We start from the raw sequence: 17182 nt of genomic DNA on the forward strand, positions 1-17182 counted from the left end.
GCGGAATGCTGCTTGGGGTGGTGGGGCGTGATGACCCGATCGGCATTCACGGTGCGCTGATCTTCGCTGCCGGCATCCTCACGATCTTTCTCATCGGCAAGGACTATTACGCCCCGGAGCCGTCCGATGAACGGTTCGCCTCCTACTATGACGATCCGACCAAGGCCGGAATTGTCCTGGCGATGATCTGGGTCGTCTTCGGCCTTGCCGTCGGGGATTGGGTGGCATGGCAGCTGGTCAATCCGAACCTGACCTTCGGCGGCGGCTGGTCGAGCTTTGGCCGCATCCGGCCGGTCCATACGACCGCGGTGATCTTCGGCTTCGGCGGCAACGGCCTGATCGCGACCTCGCTTTATGTCCTGCAGCGAACCTCGCGCGCGCGCCTGCCGGACCAGTTGAGCCCGTGGTTCGTGCTGCTCGGTTACAACCTGTTCTGCGTGCTTGCCGTCACCGGCTACCCGATGGGCATTACGCAGTCGAAGGAATATGCCGAGACGGAGTGGTATGCGGACATCTGGCTCGTCGTCGTATGGGTGGTGTACTTCCTGATCTATCTGCGAACGCTGGCGCGGCGCAAGGAACCGCACATATACGTCGCGAACTGGTACTTCATGGCGTTCATCCTGGTGGTGGCGATGCTGCACATCGTCAACAACCTCGCCGTGCCGGTTTCGATCGGCCACGCCAAGAGCTACACGCTGTTTTCCGGCGTCCAGGACGCCATGATCCAGTGGTGGTACGGCCACAACGCCGTGGCGTTCTTCCTCACCGCAGGCTTCCTCGGCATGATGTATTACTTCCTGCCGGTGCGGGCGGGCCGCCCGATCTTCTCCTACCGGATGTCGATCATCAGCTTCTGGGGGATCACATTCCTTTACATGTGGGCGGGATCTCACCACCTGCATTTCACGGCGCTGCCGCACTGGGTGCAAACCCTGGGCATGACGTTCTCGCTGATGCTCCTGGTTCCTTCGTGGGCATCCGCGGGCAACGCGCTGCTGACACTGAACGGCGCCTGGGCCAAGGTGCGTGACGACGCGACGTTGCGCTTCATGATGGTGGCGGCCGTGTTCTACGGGCTCACCACGTTCGAGGGATCGTTCATGGCGATCCGGGCCGTCAATGCGCTCTCGCATTATACCGATTGGACCGTTGGTCACGTTCATGCCGGTGCGTTGGGCTGGGTCGCGATGATCACGTTCGGCTCGATCTACGCTGTGGTGCCGTGGGTGTGGAAGCGCAAGAGCATGTACTCGGCCGGGCTTGTCGAGGCGCATTTCTGGCTCTCGATCGCAGGCGCCTTGGTCTACGTCTTCGCGATGTGGAATTCCGGCATTATCCAGGGGCTGATGTGGCGAACCTATAGCGAGGACGGCACGCTCACCTATTCCTTCGTCGATTCCCTGATCGCGATGCATCCCTACTACGTCGCCCGCGCCATCGGCGGACTGTTGTTCCTGATCGGCGGGTGCATCGGCGCCTACAATATCTGGATGACCATCAAGCTTCCGAACCCGATTTCCGAGGCGACTGCCGATCAGCCGGAGCCAAAGGCCATCGGGGCCTCGCCACAGCCGGCGGAGTGAGATGCCATGTCGATCTTCGGATTCCACTATCGGATGGAGCGCAAGGCGATCGGCCTCGTGATCGCCATCATCGTGGTGGCGAGCATCGGTGGTCTGGTCGAGATCGCCCCGCTGTTTACCATCCATCAGACGGTTGAGTCCGCGCCGGACATGCGGCTCTACACGCCGCTCGAACTTGCCGGCCGCAACATTTATATCCGCGAGGGCTGCTATGCCTGCCATTCGCAGATGATCCGCACGCTTCGCGACGAGGTCGACCGCTACGGTCCTTACTCGCTCGCGGTCGAATCCAAATACGATCATCCGATGCTGTGGGGGTCCAAGCGAACGGGGCCCGACCTCGCTCGCATCGGCGAAAAGTATTCCGATCAATGGCACGTCGCCCATCTCGTCAATCCCCGCGACGTGGTGCCGCCTTCGGTCATGCCTGCCTACGACTGGCTGCTTTCCACCGAACTGCGCGCCGATGATCTCGGCCTTCACCTGAAAGCGCAGCGCGCGGTCGGGGTTCCCTATACGGACGAGATGATCGCCAACGCGTCGCTTGACGCGTTCGGCCAGTCCAATCCTGACTCGGCGCAGGCCAAAGGCGTTACCGAGCGCTATGGCAAGGCGACCACTGTGCGCGCGTTCGACGGGCGCCCCAGCCAATTGACCGAAATGGATGCAATGGTCGCGTACCTGCAAATTCTCGGGCGGCTTACCGACGCGGCTCACAGGCCGATCGCAGATGCTGGAGCGAAGCAATGAGCATAGAGCACGATTTTCTGGTCGGCGTTTCCAAATCATTCGGGCTTTTTTATCTGCTCGCGCTCTCGGCCGCGGTGTTGGTCTACGCCTATTGGCCCTCGAACAAGAAGCGCTTTGACTCCGCCGCGCGGTCCATCCTTCGCGACGAGGACAAGCCATGGCCGTAGATCAGCAAGAGCGCGACAGCTACACCGGCTATCTCACCACGGGCCACGAATGGAACGGCATCAAGGAATTGAACACGCCGGTCCCGCGTGCGGTGTATTTCTTTCTCGCGCTCTCCGTCCTGTTCTCCGTTGTCTACTGGATCCTGATGCCGGCCTGGCCGCTGGGCGTCACCTACACCAAGGGCCTGCTCGGCGTGGATCAACGCACCACCGTCGCGGCGACCCTGAACGAGGCAGCAATCGATCGCAGCGTCTGGACCAGGAGGATCGAAACGGAAGGCTTCGCTGCGATCCAGTCCGATCCAAAGCTCATGGAAATTGTCCGCAACGCCGGCCGCACCTTGTTCGGCGACAATTGCGCGGCATGTCATGGCCATGACGCCAAGGGCGGTCCTGCCTATCCAAACCTGACCACGTCATCCTGGCTGTGGGGCGGCAAGCCTGAAGACATCTTCAATACCATCCGCGTCGGCATCAATTCCGCGCACAAGGACACGCGCGTGTCCCAGATGCCGGCGTTCGGGCGCGACCAGATGTTGCCGCGGGCCGACGTCATGAAAGTGGCGTCCTTCGTCTATTCTCTTACGCACCCTGACGCGACAACCATCGATCCCAAGGTCGATCCCAAGATCGATCCCAAGACCATCGAGGCCGGCAAGGAGATATTCGCCGCCAATTGCGTGTCTTGTCACGGCGACGATGCCAAGGGCAACCCCGAGCTCGGTGCGCCCGATCTGACCGATAAATCCTGGATATACGGCGGTAGCCTGGAGGCCATCGATACCTCGATATGGGGTGGCCGGCAGGGCCAGATGCCGAGCTGGGAAGGCCGCCTGTCCGAGCTCGATCGAAAAATCCTCACCCTCTATTTGCTCGACAAGCGGACGGTGACCCCATGAACGATCTCGCAAGGCCTGACAAGCAATCGCGCGCAAGACCAATGATCAGCGTCTGGGTCTTGCTCGCCGCCGCCGTCGCCATTCTCGTCGCCGCCAATGCCCATCTGGTCTATGTCGCGATCATGTCGCAGCCCGCCTGCGTCGCGCATCTGAGACAAGGCGAGGGCGATGCCGCGCGGGGACAGTTCAGCGCTGCAAGGTCGTCGTGTTCGCCTTCGACGGCGCTCAATGCGGGTCATTCCTGAGCGGGGAGAGACGCCATGCCGATGATCCCTCCGGTCGCATCGCCCCTTCCGATCGTCGATCGATGGGTCCGGCCGCTGAAGATGGATGACCCGTTGAAGTGGCTCGCCGCAGGTTGGCGAGATCTCATGATACAGCCGGCGATGAGCATCGCTTACGGCCTGATCATCTTCCTGCTCTCGATCGGCTTTGTCGGCAGTCTGATTGCGCTCGGGCGCGACTACATTCTGTTCCCGGCTTTCGCCGGCTTCATGGTGGTCGGCCCGATCCTGGCCCTCGGCCTGTATGAAAAGAGCCGCCGGATCGAAGCCGGGCAACCCGTGCACTGGCACTCGCTCTTTTTCGTCAGGCCCCGCTCGGGTGGTCAGATCCTGTTCACCGGCGTGCTGCTGTGCCTGTTGATGGTCGTGTGGATGCGCGCCGCGGTCATCATTTACGCCCTGTTTTTCGGCCTGTTGCCGTTCCCGGGTCTCAATCGGATCGCGCCAATGCTCTTCACCACGCAGACCGGCTTGGCGATGCTCGCAGTCGGGACCGCGATCGGAGGATTGTTTGCGGCATTCTCGTTCGCAATCAGCGCCTTTTCCGTTCCCATGCTGCTGGACGAGGATGTCGATGCTCTCACTGCGATGGGCAGCAGCATGGCACTGGTCTGGAGCAACCTCCGGGTCCTGCTGATCTGGGCGGCAATCGTACTGGTGCTGTTCCTGCTGAGCCTTGCAACCGCCTTGCTCGGACTGATCGTCATCTATCCGCTGCTCGGGCATGCCACATGGCACGCTTATCGCGCGGTGCAGCCGGGCGGCTCGTGACGATGCATCGCGCTGGACTCTCGACACTCAATCTCGCGAGGCCGCTCTCATGATCGATTTCTTCTTTCTGGTTCCGCTTGCGATCGGGATGGGGCTGGTGGGGCTGGCGTCGTTCATGTGGACCTTGAAGAGTGGCCAGTACGACGATCTCGAAGGCGCTGCACATCGCATCCTGTTCGAAGGCAATGAAGGACCCGTGCTTGAAAAGCATCCCATGCCCTGCAGCCGTATCAAGACCGAAGCCGGGGAAGCGGAATTCCCAAACATGGAAAAGCCCAACCGCTAGCCTGGGCGGAGGGGTGACCGCCCTAGACCGGCTGCGGCCACGTGATCTCCCGGCCTTTCAGCTCCCTGTAGCGTCGCGCTTGGGCCTGGATGCTTCCCGGATCCGACATGCCGCGCGACAGCCAATCCCGGTCGAGGCGGGCGGCCTGGTCGATGGCTGCCATGGCGGCTGCCTGTAATGCGCGCTTCGAAAAGGCGTAGGCCGTGCAGCAATCCGGCGGCACCAGCGCGGCCCAGGCGACGGCGGCGTCGAGCAACTTATCGGGTGCGACCGTCCGCTGAACAATGCCCAATCGGGTCGCGGCGGAGAGATCGTGGATCTGGCCGAACAGGGTCAGCTCGAAGGCCGCGCGCGGACCGATCGCGTGCTTGATGATCTCGCAATAGACCGCCGGCATCGGGATGCCGATCGGCACCTCGTTCAGCGAGAACTGCAGCGGGCCTTCAACGGCGATGCGGTGATCGCAATCGAGCGCCGTAATCAGCCCGCCGGCATAGGCATGGCCGTTGATGGCCGCGACCGTGGGCTTTGGATACGTGAACAGGCGGAGATTCGTGGCGCGATAGGCATCGAACCAGGCGTCGATCTCCTTGAGCGAACGGCGCGCGAACAATGGAAAGTGATGGTCGAAGTCGAGGCCGGCCGAGAATGCCGCGCCCGAACCGGTCAGGACGACGGCGCAGTCGGCAAACTCCGCTTCGAGGCGATCGAACGCGGCATGAAGGTCGGCGAAGAAGGCCGGGTTTTGTGCGTTGACCTTGTTGGTGTTCATGGTGACGACGGCGACGTGAGGGTGCCGGCGCTCGATGGTCCATGGCATCGAATCTTCTCCGCTGTTCAGGGTTTGCGATCGGAAGAAAAGGTTCAGGCGAGCTTGAACAGGCGCCGCGCGTTATCAGCGAGAAATGCGGACCGGGCTGCTTCGCCGATGTCGAGGCCGTCAAGTCCGGCGATACATTCGCCCGCGGGCCAGAACGGGTGGTTCGAGCCGAACAGAATCCGATGCCGATCATTGCCCCGCATGTATTCGACCAGCTCGGACGGATAGCGGCTGACCTTGTAGGCCGACGTATCGATGAAGACGTTCGAATACTTCATCACCAGCGAGAGCATCTCACTGAGCCACGGCACGCCAATGTGGCCGCCGAGAATGCGTAGCTCGGGGAATTCCAGCGCGACCCGATCGAGATAGGGAATAGGCCGTCCCGGCTCCGACTCGCGCAGGGGACCCGCATGTCCGACCTGCGTGCAAAAGGGAATATCGAGCTCGCAGCACTCTGCGAACAATGGGTAGTAGCGGCGGTCGTCCGGCGGCAGGCCCCAAAGCCAGGGCAGAACGCGTAATCCCTTGAAGCCGTCCCGCTTCACCCTGAGCCTCAGCTCACGCACGGCTTCCAGAGGGCGAAAGAGATCGACGGATGCGATGCCGACGAAGCGATCGGGATATTCCCGGCAGTATTGCGCGACCTCGTCATTGCCGATCATGGGGCCGTTCGGGCCGTGCCAGGCGCAGAGCATGCCGACGGACACGCCGACGCGGTCCATCTCGGCAATCGGATCCTGGATGGGAAGCGCCGTTTCCGACCACTTGCCGGACCGCCACCGGCGCAACGAATCGAGCATCGGATTGCCGATCCACCCCGCATTGGGATGCTGCATCCAGGCATCGATGATCATGTCGGGTCTCCCGAAGCGGACGGAGGAGACGACGACTATGCTCGATGGCGCGCCCGTCTCTTCGAAGGTGAATTGGTCGGGGCCTCGAACGGCCACACCGCCATCCTTAGGCGCGCAGAAGGGCTCGCGTCTTGAAGAAATCGGACAGCCCGCGCATGACGTCCAAGCAACGTCTGCTTGAATGCACCGGGCGAGACGCCCGCGTGCCGTTGAAACTCGCGCGTCAGGTGAGCCTGATCCGAGAAGCCGAGATTGGAGGCGATCAGCGACAGTCCGGCATTCCGCGTCGCGATTTCGTAAACCGAACGACGGAAACGCTGAACGGCCAGGAAGCGCTTTGGCGCAACGCCGGTCGATGCCTTCATCCGCCGATGCAGCGTTCGCACCGAACCGCCGACGTGACTTGCAAGACGGGTAACCCGATCGTGCGAGGTATCAAAATAGTCGCTGCTCGCGATCGATCCGTGCTGGGTCTGCCGGAACAGCGCGAGCAGGAGCTGGTCCAGCGGAGCAAGGATCGCGGGGGACGACGGAACTTCACTGATGAGGCGCGCCAGCGAATTCTGACACGCGACGATCGCGGGGTCTTCGGCGTGTAACGGATACGGCCAATTCGGTTTGAATTTTATGCCGATGACCCAGCCGAAAAACGCCCGGCCTTTTCTTCGATGCGCAAAGTTGGGTTCGTTCACAACCACCTTGCCGCTGCGCCCCAGGCCCGGTGACGCCAATTCCCGAAAGCTGAAGGTGAGCTCCCTGAACGGCGAGGCGAATGCCAGGCGGTTTGCCGTCAGCCGCCCGCAATCCTTCAGGACGTAAATCGAATCCACAAGATGGCCGTGGCTTTCCGGCGGTGCGAACTCCGCATAAAAGGCCGATCGCGCGAACAGCCGTTCGCCATCCTCGTCAGCCTGCGAGACCCGGTTCGCCAATGCTCGACCCCTGCTGGAAGATACGCACCTTGTAGGCTCCAGCACGCAGGATGGGAAGCGCGAAGCGAAACCGATCCTGCGCGCTGATCTGCTTGAGCCCGCGAGGATTGAAGGGGGCGGTGACTGCGCGCCGCAGGAATCGCATCCAGAAATGGTCGTGCGTGCAAGCGCGCTACCGCGGTCGTTTGTGTCGGCTCTGGCCCAAATTGTTCCAGCGCAACGTTGCTTTAGTTACGGGAACTGCGTGGCCTGAAGATCGATTGTTGTGGGCTGACCAGCATCTCGCCCTATTGGAGGCAGGGCAATCGGACGGCGCGCGCTTCTACGGGAGCACCTTAAATGAAAACATTTTTGAAGGCCGTCATCTGGATTGCGGCCCTAATCGTAGGTCTAGTTTTTTGGAATGTGACCCCTGACTTTCGACCGCTGGTCTCTTCGATTCTGGCGGCAGCATTCGTCTGTTACGTGCTGTCCGTGATCGTCGAAGTCACCGTCAAGCGCGTGATATCGGACGAACAAACAGAGCTTCGCAGCCGCCTTGACGTTCTGGATCGCAAGGTTACCGCAATTTTGCGAGACACGTTTGAACGACGCCACCTGCGATGATCCGTTTGAAGCAACGGCGCGCGATGCGAGCGCTGACAACAAAGCTCGAGCGGCCCGAACTGTTGGCGTAAACGCGCCATGAACCTCCGGCAGCTCTTCCGGCCGCATTCACTCGAAAAGCAGGAAGATCAGTCCACTGCTGAGTGCAGTTAGCCAGATTAGCGAGACCACGAAGGGCACATCGTGATGTGTCATGCTCATCAACCCAGCGAACGGCCGCCCGATCTCATGATCCCGCGGCCTCCAGGTTTACAATCAATTCCAAATATTATTTCGACTCGCTTGATCTCGGAGAATACACCCGCGCGGGGCGTTTGCCTTCACAAATGATAAGTCTTTGCGAAAAGCGGCAACATTGGCCGAAGGTACAGGAGGCGTCGGTTCGAAAATTCCGACCGACGCCCCGAGTGGTAACGCCCCCTGTGTGAGCCGTCAGGCTAGTCGCAATACGACCACCTGCCATAGCCGTCGTCGCATCGCGCACGGGCGCGATAGGGCACCGGCAGCGGCGGCCGCGGCGCGTATTCAAGCGCGTAGTCGCGCTCCGGCCCGTAGTAGCGCTCGGGATAGGCGGGCACGCGTTCGACATAGGCCGGCTGGGCGGGGTAGCCGTATTCGCCATAGACCGCTGCCGGGGCGCGGTAGACGGGGGGCGGCGCCTCGTAGGAGCGATAGCCGTAACCGGGTTCCACGTAAGCCGGTTGCCGGTAGGCCGCTCCCGGCCGCACATAGACGTTCGAGGAAGGCGCATAAACTCCGCCCGGCGCCACGTAGACGGATGACAGGTCGCTGGCCGCGGCGGACGCCGAACACAGGGCAACAAAGCCAAGCGCAAGCGATGATCGGTACATTGTGAAGCCTCCAACTACTCAAGCCGCGCCAGCCAAGCACGGTTAATTTTCTCTAAACAAATCGCAGGGCGCAATGAGATTCTGCGCGAAGAAGTGTGCCATTTCTGGACTGCACACACATTTGCATCGCGAATAGCGCGTACGAAATTCCGCAATCATCGCCGTTGAATTTTACGCCGATGGATTCGCAAGAGCTTTCTCCTTCGGTCTTGACGACAGCGCGCAAGTCGGATGGCGAGTCACGCTTCTATGCGCAAACATTCCTTGAAGCGCCGGCTCAACGCGATCAATTCCAAGGGCCCTCGCGCTACCGCCAGCACGTAGTGATCCGGCCGGACCAGGGCCGCGACGATCCGGTGCGCGCGAAACCAGGCGGCCAACACATCATCGTTCTCCACGATCGAAAACGAACGCGCGGTGATCGGCCGTGAAACACCATGCGTTTCGACGTATAGGATCGAACCTCCCAATCGGCTGAGCGTCTGCTTGATGTCGTCGGGAATTTCCTGCGCGGTGACATCGGGCGAGACGACCAGACGAAAGGACGATCCGGCGAAATCGTCCAGCCGGCATGCGCCTGTGAGCGTCGTAATCCAGGGCTGCGGGAAGCGTGTGCCGACCGGCATTCCCTGCTCCGACGCCAGCGCGCCCTCGACAAGGGCGGGAATGAGGTTCTGGCGGTAGCGCACGACGGGCGGATTGCCCGTCTCGGCCAGCATCTTTTCGTCGCGCTCCTTCGCTTTGGCCGGGTCGAGCTCGCAGATGATGCGCCCTAGGGATTTTGCCGTTTCGGTGGTGGTGCGGACGTGGGGACGGCGTTCCTGTCGATAGGTGTCGAGCAGCGCATCGCGCGCGTCGCCTTTGAGAACCAGCGCGAGCTTCCACGCCAGATTGGCGGCATCGCGGATGCCCTGGCACATGCCCTGCGCCATGAAGGGTGGCGTCATGTGCGCCGCGTCGCCGGCCAGAAACACCCTTCCGCTGCGCCATTCGTTGGCGACGAGGGCGTGAAACAGATAGGTCGCCGCGCGCCATAGTCTTCCATCTTCCGGGCCGAGCCACCGGCCGAGCAGGCGCCAGATCACATCCTCGCGGCTCATGTCGTCCGGGACCTCGCCAGGCAGCAGCATGATCTCCCAGCGGCGATGTTGGCCGGGGCCGACGACATAGGTCGCGGGACGCGCCGGATCGCAATACTGCACCATCGTTTCCGGCAGCTTGTGCAGCCTGTCTTCGTCGACCATCACATCGATCACGAGCCAGGGTTCGTCGAAGTCGAGACTCTCGAACGCGATGCCGAGCTCCTTGCGCACGGCGCTGCCGCCGCCGTCGCAGCCGACGACATAGCGGGCGCGAATTGTTTCCAGCTCGCCTGAAGACGAAAGCACGTCCAGTTCGACATGATCGCTGCGTTCCGTGAGCTGTTGCAGCGTCGTTGACAGCCGAACCTCGACCGCCGGCATTTTTGTCAGCGCGTGCCGGATCGCTCGTTCGAACGGCGGCTGGGTGAACACGAGGCTGGGCTGCCAGCCCTGCGGGTAGGGCGGCGGCAACGATTCATAGCGGGCAATCACGGTGCCGCCGATCCCCTGATATTCGGTCGGACGATAGGACGCGACATACGGCGCGACCGCATCGGCAAGGCCGAGATTCTGTATGACCCGCATGATCTCATGATCCAGTCCGATCGCCCGCGGCAGCGGGTAGATATCGTCAGACCTGTCGATCGCGATCGTTCGCACGCCCAGCCGCCCCAGTGACGCGGCCAGGATGGTGCCGACCGGGCCCAGCCCACTGATTGCGACATCGGCAATTTCAGTCATTTGCGAGATCGCCGTTCTTCGGCGGCGCGGAGACGTCATTCGATCCGCGCGATCTGCGCATCGGCAGCTTCCGCCTAATTTTCGATAAAATCATTATTTTCGAAAATTGAACGAAATGCAAGTTGTCGCGAGAGGCGCGGGTCGTCGTTGTCAGATGCGCCGCTCGATAAGTGCTGGGATGGATAGAGAAGGGCCAAGCCGTCGCCTATTGATGGAATGCAGACAATGGGTTTCGCTTTCGTGCAGGCTTGCCTTCCCGAGGGACCGTCCGCCATGACTGACTTCACCATCCGCGCCATGCGGCCGAACGAAATCTCCCTCGCCATAGACTGGGCGGCGGCGGAGGGCTGGAATCCGGGGCTCGCCGATGATGCGTGCTTTGCGTCCGTCGATCCCGAGGGTTTCTTGATCGGCGAACTCGATGGCGCGCCGGTCGCGACCGTGTCCTGCGTCAATTACGATGCGCGCTTTGCCTTTCTCGGCTTTTACATCGTGCGCGCGGATCTGCGCGGCAACGGCTACGGGATGAGCATTTGGAATGCGGCAATCGCCCATGCCGGCGCGCGGGTGATCGGGCTAGATGGCGTGGTGGCGCAGCAGGAAAATTACAAGAAGTCAGGCTTCAAGCTCGCTTACGCCAACATTCGCTATGGCGGCACGGTGACAGCGCCCGATACGAAGCGCGCTGGCATCATTGCATTGAGCGACGTTCCGATGGCGGCGATCGAGGCTGACGATGCGACGGTGTTTCCGGCGCCGCGGGCGGCGTTCTTGCGGGCGTGGATCAGCACGCCTGGGCATGCCGGTTGCGCGGTGATGCGCGATGGCGGATTGGCGGGATGGGGCGTGATCCGGCCATGTCGGAAGGGTTTTAAAATTGGACCGCTGGTGGCCGACGATAGCGCCACCGCGGAGGCGGTGCTGTCGGCCTTGATCGTCGAGGTGGGCGGCGGCGAGATTTTTCTGGATGTGCCCGGCATCAACCGCGAGGCGGTTGCGCTGGCGGAAAGTTTCGGGCTCGCGCCGGTGTTCGAGACAGCGCGGATGTATACCGGTGCGATTCCGCCGCTGCGGCTGGAGCGGGTGTTCGGCGTTACCAGCTTTGAATTGGGGTAGGGGCCGAAACCGTCATTGCGAGCGAAACGAAGCAATCCATTCTTTCTCTTTCCGCGGTGAGATGGATTGCTTCGTCGCTTCGCTCCTCGCAATGACGGTGGAAACACATCCGCCCGCGGATGCTATCCGCCCCGCCGCGACGCCGAAAAGATCTCCCAGCTCACCATGAAGATCGCCGCGATCAGCGGGCCGATGACGAAGCCGTTGAGGCCGAACACTTCGATGCCGCCAAGTGTCGAGATCAGCACGACATAGTCCGGCAGCTTGGTGTCCTTGCCGACCAGGAAGGGACGCAGCACATTGTCGACGAGGCCGATCACCAGCACGCCGTAGGCAATCAGCCCGAGGCCCTGCCAGATCGCGCCGGTGGCGAGGAAGTAGATGGCGACGGGGACCCACACCAGGCCGGCGCCGACGGCGGGCACCAGCGACAGGAACGCCATCAATACGGCCCACAGCAGCGCGGCGTGAACGCCGAGAAACCAGAAGGCCAGCCCGCCGAGCGCGCCTTGCGCCATCGCCACCAGAATGCCGCCCTTGACGGTGGCGCGAACGACGTCAGCGAAGCGGCCGAACAACGCGGCCTTGTGGTCGGCGCCGAGCGGAACGGCCTCCTTGATCCGGTCCGCCAGCGCCTTGCCGTCGCGCGTCAGGAAGAACAGCAGGTACAGCATGATGCCGAGGCCGATCATGAACTCGAACGTGTTCATGCCGATGCTGAGCGCCTGCGGCGCCAGGATCTGGCCGCCCTTCATCAGGCCGGACGACAGGGTCTCGCGCAGCCCCGAGAGATTGGTCAGGTTGAAGCGCTCCAGCCAGCCCATCGCCCAGGCCGGCAGCGCATCGAAGATGCGCTGGATGTAGCTCGCGAGGTCATATTCGCCGGATTGGATTTTGCCGAACAGGGTGGTGGCTTCGCGGACCAGCGAGGTCGTGACGATGGCAAGCGGCAGGATCACGATGGCGATGGTGAGCAGGACCGTCACCACCGCCGCGAGGTTCGGCCGGCCGGGCATCGCGCGCAGCAGCGCGCGGTTCACCGGCGCAAAGATGACGGCGACGATGATTGCCCACAAAATGGCGCCGTAGAACGGCTGCAGAACCCAGGCAAAGGCGAGGGTGACGGCGAGCAGCAACAGCCGGAAAACCTGATCGTCAATTCGTCGCACGGGCGTCTCGTTGGTTGGTTTTTCGGCTGCGCCGTCGTTCGGCAACGCGGCTGATGGGTTTCGCTTGCGCTCTACCCATCCTACGGGGTTGCACGGGGATGTCGAGATTGGCGGGGTAGGCGTCTTGGAATCGCAGGATGGGCAAAAGGCGCATAGCGCCGCGGGCCACGCCGCAAGGAATGCTGGGCACGCTTGCGCTCTGCCCACCCTACGCTTCTGCAAGACCTCATCCTGAGGAGCCGCGTTAGCGGCGTCTCGAAGGATGTGGCCAAAGTCGGGCCTGCATGGTTCGAGACGGCGCCAAAGCGCCTCCTCACCATGAGGGTTTAATGGTTGCTACGGTTTCGTCCGTCACTTGCTCTTCTGCATCTTCGTTACCATATAGCCCGAAGCGCCGTCCTCCGCCTCGAACTCGACCTTGTCGCCGACCTTGACCTGCTTGAGCATCGCGGGGTCGTTGACGCGGAAGACCATGGTCATGCCCTGGTCCATGCCGAGGTTCTTGATCGGACCATGCTTGAGGGTGATCTTGCCGGCGGCCTCGTCGATCTTCTTGATCTCGCCATGGACGGCGTCGCCTTGCGCGTAGGCGGCGGGTGCGATCAGGATTAGTGTGAGCGTGGCGGCTGCCAGGGTATGCGCGAATTTCTTCATGGTATTCTCCTCTTCAATGGGTCCCGGCTCTGCGGCCGGGACATGATCGTGGATTTGCGTCTCGCTTCGCCTCGTCTCACTTCACCGTGACTTTGCCGATCATGCCGTAGTCGCGATGGTCGGGGATCAGGCAGGAATATTCGAACGTGCCTGACTTGGTGAATTTCCAGACGATCTCGGCCGACTTGTTTGGCTTGAGGCGCACGGCATTCGGATCGTCGTGTTCCATGTGCGGGTGCTTCTTCATGGCTTCGCCGTGCTTCAGATTTTCTTCCGTAGTGGCAAGCAGGAATTCGTGGTCTTCCTTGCCGACATTGCGGATCACGAAGCGAACCTGCTCGCCGCGCTTCACCTCGATGCGCGAGGGCGTGTACTCCATCTCGCTCATCTCGACCTCGATGGTGCGCGAGGGCTGTTTGGGATTGCCGGGCTCGCCGGCCGAATAGGTTGCCGAATGGGTTTCATGGGCGTGCTTGTCGTGGCTCTTTGCAGGCGCCGCCAGCGCGACAAGTGCCGTCAGCGCCAGGGTGGTCTTCGCGATGTTCTTCATTGGTCGTTCTCTCGTTGTTGATTCAGGCGTCGTCGGTTCAAGGCAATCGCGGTCACTCGCTACATCTTCATCCCCTTGTGCATGGACTTGTGATCCTTGTCCTTCGTCGCCGGCGGGGAAGTCGCCGGCGTTTCCTGCCGCGCCGGCGCGGCCGGTGGCGCGTCGACTTCCCAAGCCACCGTGCCCGGCGGGAATTTGTAGGGGCCGGGATCGCTGTAATCGTCGCGCGCGAGCCCCTCGCGAATCTTCATCACTGTGAACATGCCGCCCATCTCGATCGGGCCGAACTGGCCGGCGCCGGTCATCATCGGCAGCGTGTTGTCGGGCGCGGGCATTTCCATGTTGCCCATCGACATGCCGGTTGAGCCCATCACCATGGCGTCCGGTGCGAGCTTGCCGACGGCCTTGGCGAGGTCTTTCTTCGACACGCCGATCATGTTGCGCATGTCGTGGCCCATCGCGTTCATGGTGTGGTGTGACTTGTGGCAGTGGAACGCCCAGTCGCCGGGGTTATCCGCCAGTACGTCGAACGCCCGGATGGCGCCGACCGGAACGTCGATGGTCGTCTCCGGCCATTGTGCGGTCTCCGGGACCCAGCCGCCGTCCGTGCACGACACCACGAACTTGTGGCCGTGCAGGTGGATCGGGTGGTTGGTCATGGTGAGATTGCCGATTCTGACGCGCACCTTGTCGCCGAGCCGCACGGCAAGCGGATCGATGCCGGGAAACACGCGCGAATTCCACGTCCACATGTTGAAGTCGGTCATCTCGTTGACCTTCGGCAGGTAAGTGCCGGGGTCGATGAGATAGCTCGACATCACGAAGACGAAGTCGCGATCGACGGGGCGAAATTTCTGATCGCGCGGATGGACGACGAACATGCCCATCATGCCCATCGCCATCTGCACCATCTCGTCGGAATGAGGGTGGTACATGAAGGTGCCGCTGTGCTTGAGCACGAATTCGTAGACGAAGGTTTTGCCCGGCGGGATGTGCGGCTGGGTAAGACCGCCGACGCCGTCCATGCCGGAGGGGAGGATCATGCCGTGCCAGTGCACGGTGGTGGCTTCAGGCAGGCGGTTGGTGACGAAGATGCGCACCTTGTCGCCTTCGACCGCTTCGATGGTCGGGCCCGGCGCCTGGCCATTATAGCCCCACAGATTGGCCTTCATGCCCTCGGCGAATTCGCGCACCACGGGTTCTGCGACAAGGTGGAATTCCTTCCAGTCGCCATTCATGCGCCATGGCAGCGACCAGCCGTTCAGCGTCACGACGGGGCGGTAGTCCGGGCCTGATGTCGGATGCAGCGGCGGCTGCATCACCGCCTTGTCCATGACAGGCGCTTCGGGAATGGCGGCGGCCTGGACGCGGCCGCTGACGGCGCTGGCGCCGACGAGCGCGGCGGTGCCCAAAAATCCTCTGCGTGAAAACATTGTTGGTCTCCCTAGTGCGCGCCACCGGCGGCCGGCATTGCCGCGACTGTCGTCGTTGGAGTTTCTCGTGCGCCGCCGGATCCGCCGCCGTTGACGGCGGTCTGCAGGTCGGATTGCGCCAGCCAGAATGCGCGCTTGGCGTCGATTGCCGCGCGCAGCGAGGCGAGGCGCTGGCGTGCTTCCGTCAGCAGCGCGAACACGTCGATCTGCATCGAGGAGAAGCGAAGCTGCATCTCCTCGGTGATGATCCGGCGCAGTGGCAGGATCTCGCGCTGGTAGTGGCTGGCGATGTCATATGTCGAGCGATAGACGCGATAGGCGTCGCGCGCCTCCGAGCGCACGTTGACGGCTTTTTCGGTCAGCAGGTTGAAGGCCTGGTTGTAGGTCTCCACGGCCTGCCGGACGCGCACCTCGCCGCCGTCGAAGATCGGGATCTGGAACGCGATGTCAAAGCCGCGTTCGCGGAACGGCGCCCCCTCCGGATCCTGGGTGCGCTTGGCGATCCCGGCGACGTCGAACAGCGTGACGAAACGCGTCGCCTGGGTGAGGCCGAGCGCCTTTTCGAGCGCTGTCAGTTCCATGCGTGCGATCTGCAGGTCGATGCGGTGACCGACCGCGTCGGCCTCGATGCCGGGGAGTGAGCGCGGACGCCGCGGCAAGGTGGGTAGCCGATCGGGCAGCCGGAAGTCGAGACTGTCGCCCCATAGGCCCATCAGCCGTGTGAGACGTTCGCGCGCGCTGGTTGCGTCCTGCCGCGCGGTGGCGAGGTCGGCGGTGGTTTCGGCATAAAACACCTGTTCGCGGGCCTGGTCGAGCTTGTTGAGCGAGCCTGTTTCGCCGAGTTTTTTGGCAAGCTGCGCCGTGCTTTCCGCCGTCGATTTGGCGTCGGTGAGCAGCACGACCATCTCATTGGCCGCGACGCTCTGAAAATAAGTGCGCCTGACGTCGGCGGCGAGCCGCAGCGTCGCGAGCGCCGCGCGCAACTGCGCCTGTCGGAACCGTTCGCGTGCGATCTCGGAGCGGAACGGCAGCGTCGCAAGCGCAAGGATATCGCCGACCACCTGCCGTTCGATCTCGCTCGCGCCATTGCCGCCGATGCGCGAGATGGAGAACGTCGGATTTGGCGGCAGGCTCTGCTGGATCAGATCGGTCTCGGCCAGCGCCAGTTCGTTATACGCGGCCTGCAAGCCTTTGTTGCTCAGAAGCGCAATTTGCACGGCGGTATCGGCGCTCAGCGTGCGGCCGAGCAGGCGTCGAACCGAGCCGCCGGTTCGCTCGGCGTCGTCGGCCGATCGCACGAACGCGACCTCCTTGCCGATGGTCTGCCCCGCGACGTCGGCCACGACAGTCATGCCGCTATCAGGCGAAAACGATGCGCATCCGGACAGGCCGATTCCGGCCGTCACGAGCAGGGCGACGATTGGCGCGCGCCACATCAAGCGAATGCTCATGGCTGTTCCCGCCGAGGCTTGGGGGTGACGCTGTCGTTGCGCCCGCGCCATGGCGCCGGCGTCGACGGACGCAACGCGGTGTAGGGCGCGATCGTCGAGCGATAGCCAACCCCGGCAACGCGAACTGCTGGATCCGCGGGATCGGCGGCGGCCAGGCGTGTCGTGGCGGGGGGGGAG

At 62.6% G+C, this 17182-nt stretch carries 19 protein-coding genes and 1 pseudogene; 9 read left to right on the forward strand and 11 right to left on the reverse strand.

Annotated features, from left to right (window positions below):
• The 7 genes from ccoN to ccoS all read left to right on the forward strand — a co-directional run.
• Positions 1-1586 (forward strand): cytochrome-c oxidase, cbb3-type subunit I (gene ccoN / locus CQ14_RS23630; protein WP_057860243.1); only part of this gene is annotated, 1586 nt, incomplete at its 5' end.
• Positions 1587-1592: 6 nt separating this feature from the next.
• Positions 1593-2336: a cytochrome-c oxidase, cbb3-type subunit II gene (ccoO, locus tag CQ14_RS23635; RefSeq protein ID WP_199805602.1), complete on the forward strand. Its 744-nt coding sequence runs from the start codon at positions 1593-1595 to the stop codon at positions 2334-2336.
• Complete coding sequence (locus CQ14_RS23640; protein WP_057860244.1) at positions 2333-2503, forward strand: cbb3-type cytochrome c oxidase subunit 3; 171 nt, start codon at positions 2333-2335, stop codon at positions 2501-2503. The genes ccoO and CQ14_RS23640 overlap by 4 nt, the downstream gene beginning before the upstream one ends.
• Entirely contained in the window at positions 2494-3402 is a 909-nt protein-coding gene (gene ccoP, locus CQ14_RS23645; protein ID WP_057860245.1) for a cytochrome-c oxidase, cbb3-type subunit III, read from the forward strand. Before CQ14_RS23640 ends, ccoP begins: the two co-directional genes overlap by 10 nt.
• Before the next feature lie 41 nt (positions 3403-3443).
• On the forward strand, positions 3444-3647 hold the full coding sequence (locus CQ14_RS23650; protein ID WP_057860246.1) for a hypothetical protein: 204 nt from the start codon (positions 3444-3446) through the stop codon (positions 3645-3647).
• Positions 3648-3662: 15 nt separating this feature from the next.
• Complete coding sequence (locus CQ14_RS23655) at positions 3663-4457, forward strand: DUF2189 domain-containing protein (protein WP_057860247.1); 795 nt, start codon at positions 3663-3665, stop codon at positions 4455-4457.
• A gap of 49 nt (positions 4458-4506) precedes the next feature.
• Complete coding sequence (ccoS, locus tag CQ14_RS47875; RefSeq protein WP_057860248.1) at positions 4507-4743, forward strand: cbb3-type cytochrome oxidase assembly protein CcoS; 237 nt, start codon at positions 4507-4509, stop codon at positions 4741-4743.
• Between the two features lie 22 nt (positions 4744-4765).
• Here the strand turns inward: ccoS and CQ14_RS23665 are convergent, their stop codons facing one another.
• The 3 genes from CQ14_RS23665 to CQ14_RS23675 are packed head-to-tail and all read right to left on the reverse strand — an operon-like array spanning position 4766 to position 7151.
• Positions 4766-5563, reverse strand: a complete 798-nt coding sequence (locus CQ14_RS23665; RefSeq protein WP_057860249.1) for an enoyl-CoA hydratase/isomerase family protein — start codon at positions 5561-5563, stop codon at positions 4766-4768.
• 44 nt (positions 5564-5607) lie between these two features.
• A complete protein-coding gene (locus CQ14_RS23670) occupies positions 5608-6420 on the reverse strand; it encodes an amidohydrolase family protein (RefSeq protein WP_057860250.1) in 813 nt (270 codons plus the stop codon).
• 35 nt (positions 6421-6455) lie between these two features.
• Entirely contained in the window at positions 6456-7151 is a 696-nt protein-coding gene (locus CQ14_RS23675) for a helix-turn-helix transcriptional regulator (protein WP_156435342.1), read from the reverse strand.
• Positions 7152-7691: 540 nt separating this feature from the next.
• Between CQ14_RS23675 and CQ14_RS23680 the strand changes: the two genes are divergently transcribed.
• Positions 7692-7958 carry a hypothetical protein gene (locus tag CQ14_RS23680; protein ID WP_057860252.1) on the forward strand — a complete coding sequence of 89 codons (267 nt, stop codon included), beginning with the start codon at positions 7692-7694 and terminating at the stop codon, positions 7956-7958.
• 437 nt (positions 7959-8395) lie between these two features.
• On the opposite strand, the gene CQ14_RS23685 is transcribed toward CQ14_RS23680, so the two are convergent.
• Complete coding sequence (locus CQ14_RS23685; protein ID WP_057860253.1) at positions 8396-8809, reverse strand: hypothetical protein; 414 nt, start codon at positions 8807-8809, stop codon at positions 8396-8398.
• Positions 8810-9048: 239 nt separating this feature from the next.
• Entirely contained in the window at positions 9049-10632 is a 1584-nt protein-coding gene (gene mhpA, locus CQ14_RS23690; protein WP_057860254.1) for a bifunctional 3-(3-hydroxy-phenyl)propionate/3-hydroxycinnamic acid hydroxylase MhpA, read from the reverse strand.
• Between the two features lie 273 nt (positions 10633-10905).
• Here mhpA and CQ14_RS23695 point away from each other — a divergent pair, with 273 nt between their 5' ends.
• The gene (locus tag CQ14_RS23695; protein WP_057860308.1) at positions 10906-11748 is read left to right on the forward strand and encodes a GNAT family N-acetyltransferase; all 843 of its coding nucleotides are present in this window, start codon (positions 10906-10908) and stop codon (positions 11746-11748) included.
• Positions 11749-11870: 122 nt separating this feature from the next.
• Here the strand turns inward: CQ14_RS23695 and CQ14_RS23700 are convergent, their stop codons facing one another.
• The 6 genes and pseudogenes from CQ14_RS23700 to CQ14_RS45335 all read right to left on the reverse strand — a co-directional run.
• Entirely contained in the window at positions 11871-12917 is a 1047-nt protein-coding gene (locus CQ14_RS23700) for an AI-2E family transporter (RefSeq protein ID WP_057860309.1), read from the reverse strand.
• A 351-nt stretch (positions 12918-13268) separates the two neighbouring features.
• Complete coding sequence (locus CQ14_RS23705) at positions 13269-13571, reverse strand: copper-binding protein (protein WP_057860255.1); 303 nt, start codon at positions 13569-13571, stop codon at positions 13269-13271.
• A gap of 76 nt (positions 13572-13647) precedes the next feature.
• Entirely contained in the window at positions 13648-14121 is a 474-nt protein-coding gene (locus CQ14_RS23710; RefSeq protein ID WP_057860256.1) for a cupredoxin domain-containing protein, read from the reverse strand.
• 59 nt (positions 14122-14180) lie between these two features.
• Positions 14181-15554 (reverse strand): multicopper oxidase family protein, encoded by a 1374-nt coding sequence (locus CQ14_RS23715; protein WP_057860257.1) that lies wholly within the window; start codon positions 15552-15554, stop codon positions 14181-14183.
• An 11-nt stretch (positions 15555-15565) separates the two neighbouring features.
• The gene (locus CQ14_RS23720) at positions 15566-17005 is read right to left on the reverse strand and encodes a TolC family protein (RefSeq protein WP_245320471.1); all 1440 of its coding nucleotides are present in this window, start codon (positions 17003-17005) and stop codon (positions 15566-15568) included.
• Positions 17002-17182, reverse strand: a pseudogene (locus CQ14_RS45335) (hypothetical protein); the annotation flags it as partial. The gene CQ14_RS23720 and the pseudogene CQ14_RS45335, both read right to left, overlap by 4 nt.

This window comes from Bradyrhizobium lablabi (assembly GCF_001440475.1).
Classification (GTDB): domain Bacteria; phylum Pseudomonadota; class Alphaproteobacteria; order Rhizobiales; family Xanthobacteraceae; genus Bradyrhizobium; species Bradyrhizobium lablabi.

Excerpts from the sequence above, each read along its gene's own strand:
- ccoS (WP_057860248.1), top strand. The coding sequence starts at position 4,507 with ATGATCGATTTCTTCTTTCTGGTTCCGCTTGCGATCGGGATGGGGCTG.
- CQ14_RS23695 (WP_057860308.1), top strand. The coding sequence starts at position 10,906 with ATGACTGACTTCACCATCCGCGCCATGCGGCCGAACGAAATCTCCCTC.
- ccoP (WP_057860245.1), top strand. The coding sequence starts at position 2,494 with ATGGCCGTAGATCAGCAAGAGCGCGACAGCTACACCGGCTATCTCACC.
- ccoO (WP_199805602.1), top strand. The coding sequence starts at position 1,593 with ATGTCGATCTTCGGATTCCACTATCGGATGGAGCGCAAGGCGATCGGC.
- CQ14_RS23665 (WP_057860249.1), bottom strand. The coding sequence starts at position 5,563 with ATGCCATGGACCATCGAGCGCCGGCACCCTCACGTCGCCGTCGTCACC.
- CQ14_RS23710 (WP_057860256.1), bottom strand. The coding sequence starts at position 14,121 with ATGAAGAACATCGCGAAGACCACCCTGGCGCTGACGGCACTTGTCGCG.
- CQ14_RS23715 (WP_057860257.1), bottom strand. The coding sequence starts at position 15,554 with ATGTTTTCACGCAGAGGATTTTTGGGCACCGCCGCGCTCGTCGGCGCC.
- CQ14_RS23670 (WP_057860250.1), bottom strand. The coding sequence starts at position 6,420 with ATGATCATCGATGCCTGGATGCAGCATCCCAATGCGGGGTGGATCGGC.
- CQ14_RS23705 (WP_057860255.1), bottom strand. The coding sequence starts at position 13,571 with ATGAAGAAATTCGCGCATACCCTGGCAGCCGCCACGCTCACACTAATC.
- CQ14_RS23720 (WP_245320471.1), bottom strand. The coding sequence starts at position 17,005 with ATGAGCATTCGCTTGATGTGGCGCGCGCCAATCGTCGCCCTGCTCGTG.
- CQ14_RS23685 (WP_057860253.1), bottom strand. The coding sequence starts at position 8,809 with ATGTACCGATCATCGCTTGCGCTTGGCTTTGTTGCCCTGTGTTCGGCG.
- CQ14_RS23650 (WP_057860246.1), top strand. The coding sequence starts at position 3,444 with ATGATCAGCGTCTGGGTCTTGCTCGCCGCCGCCGTCGCCATTCTCGTC.
- mhpA (WP_057860254.1), bottom strand. The coding sequence starts at position 10,632 with ATGACTGAAATTGCCGATGTCGCAATCAGTGGGCTGGGCCCGGTCGGC.
- CQ14_RS23680 (WP_057860252.1), top strand. The coding sequence starts at position 7,692 with ATGAAAACATTTTTGAAGGCCGTCATCTGGATTGCGGCCCTAATCGTA.
- CQ14_RS23655 (WP_057860247.1), top strand. The coding sequence starts at position 3,663 with ATGCCGATGATCCCTCCGGTCGCATCGCCCCTTCCGATCGTCGATCGA.
- CQ14_RS23640 (WP_057860244.1), top strand. The coding sequence starts at position 2,333 with ATGAGCATAGAGCACGATTTTCTGGTCGGCGTTTCCAAATCATTCGGG.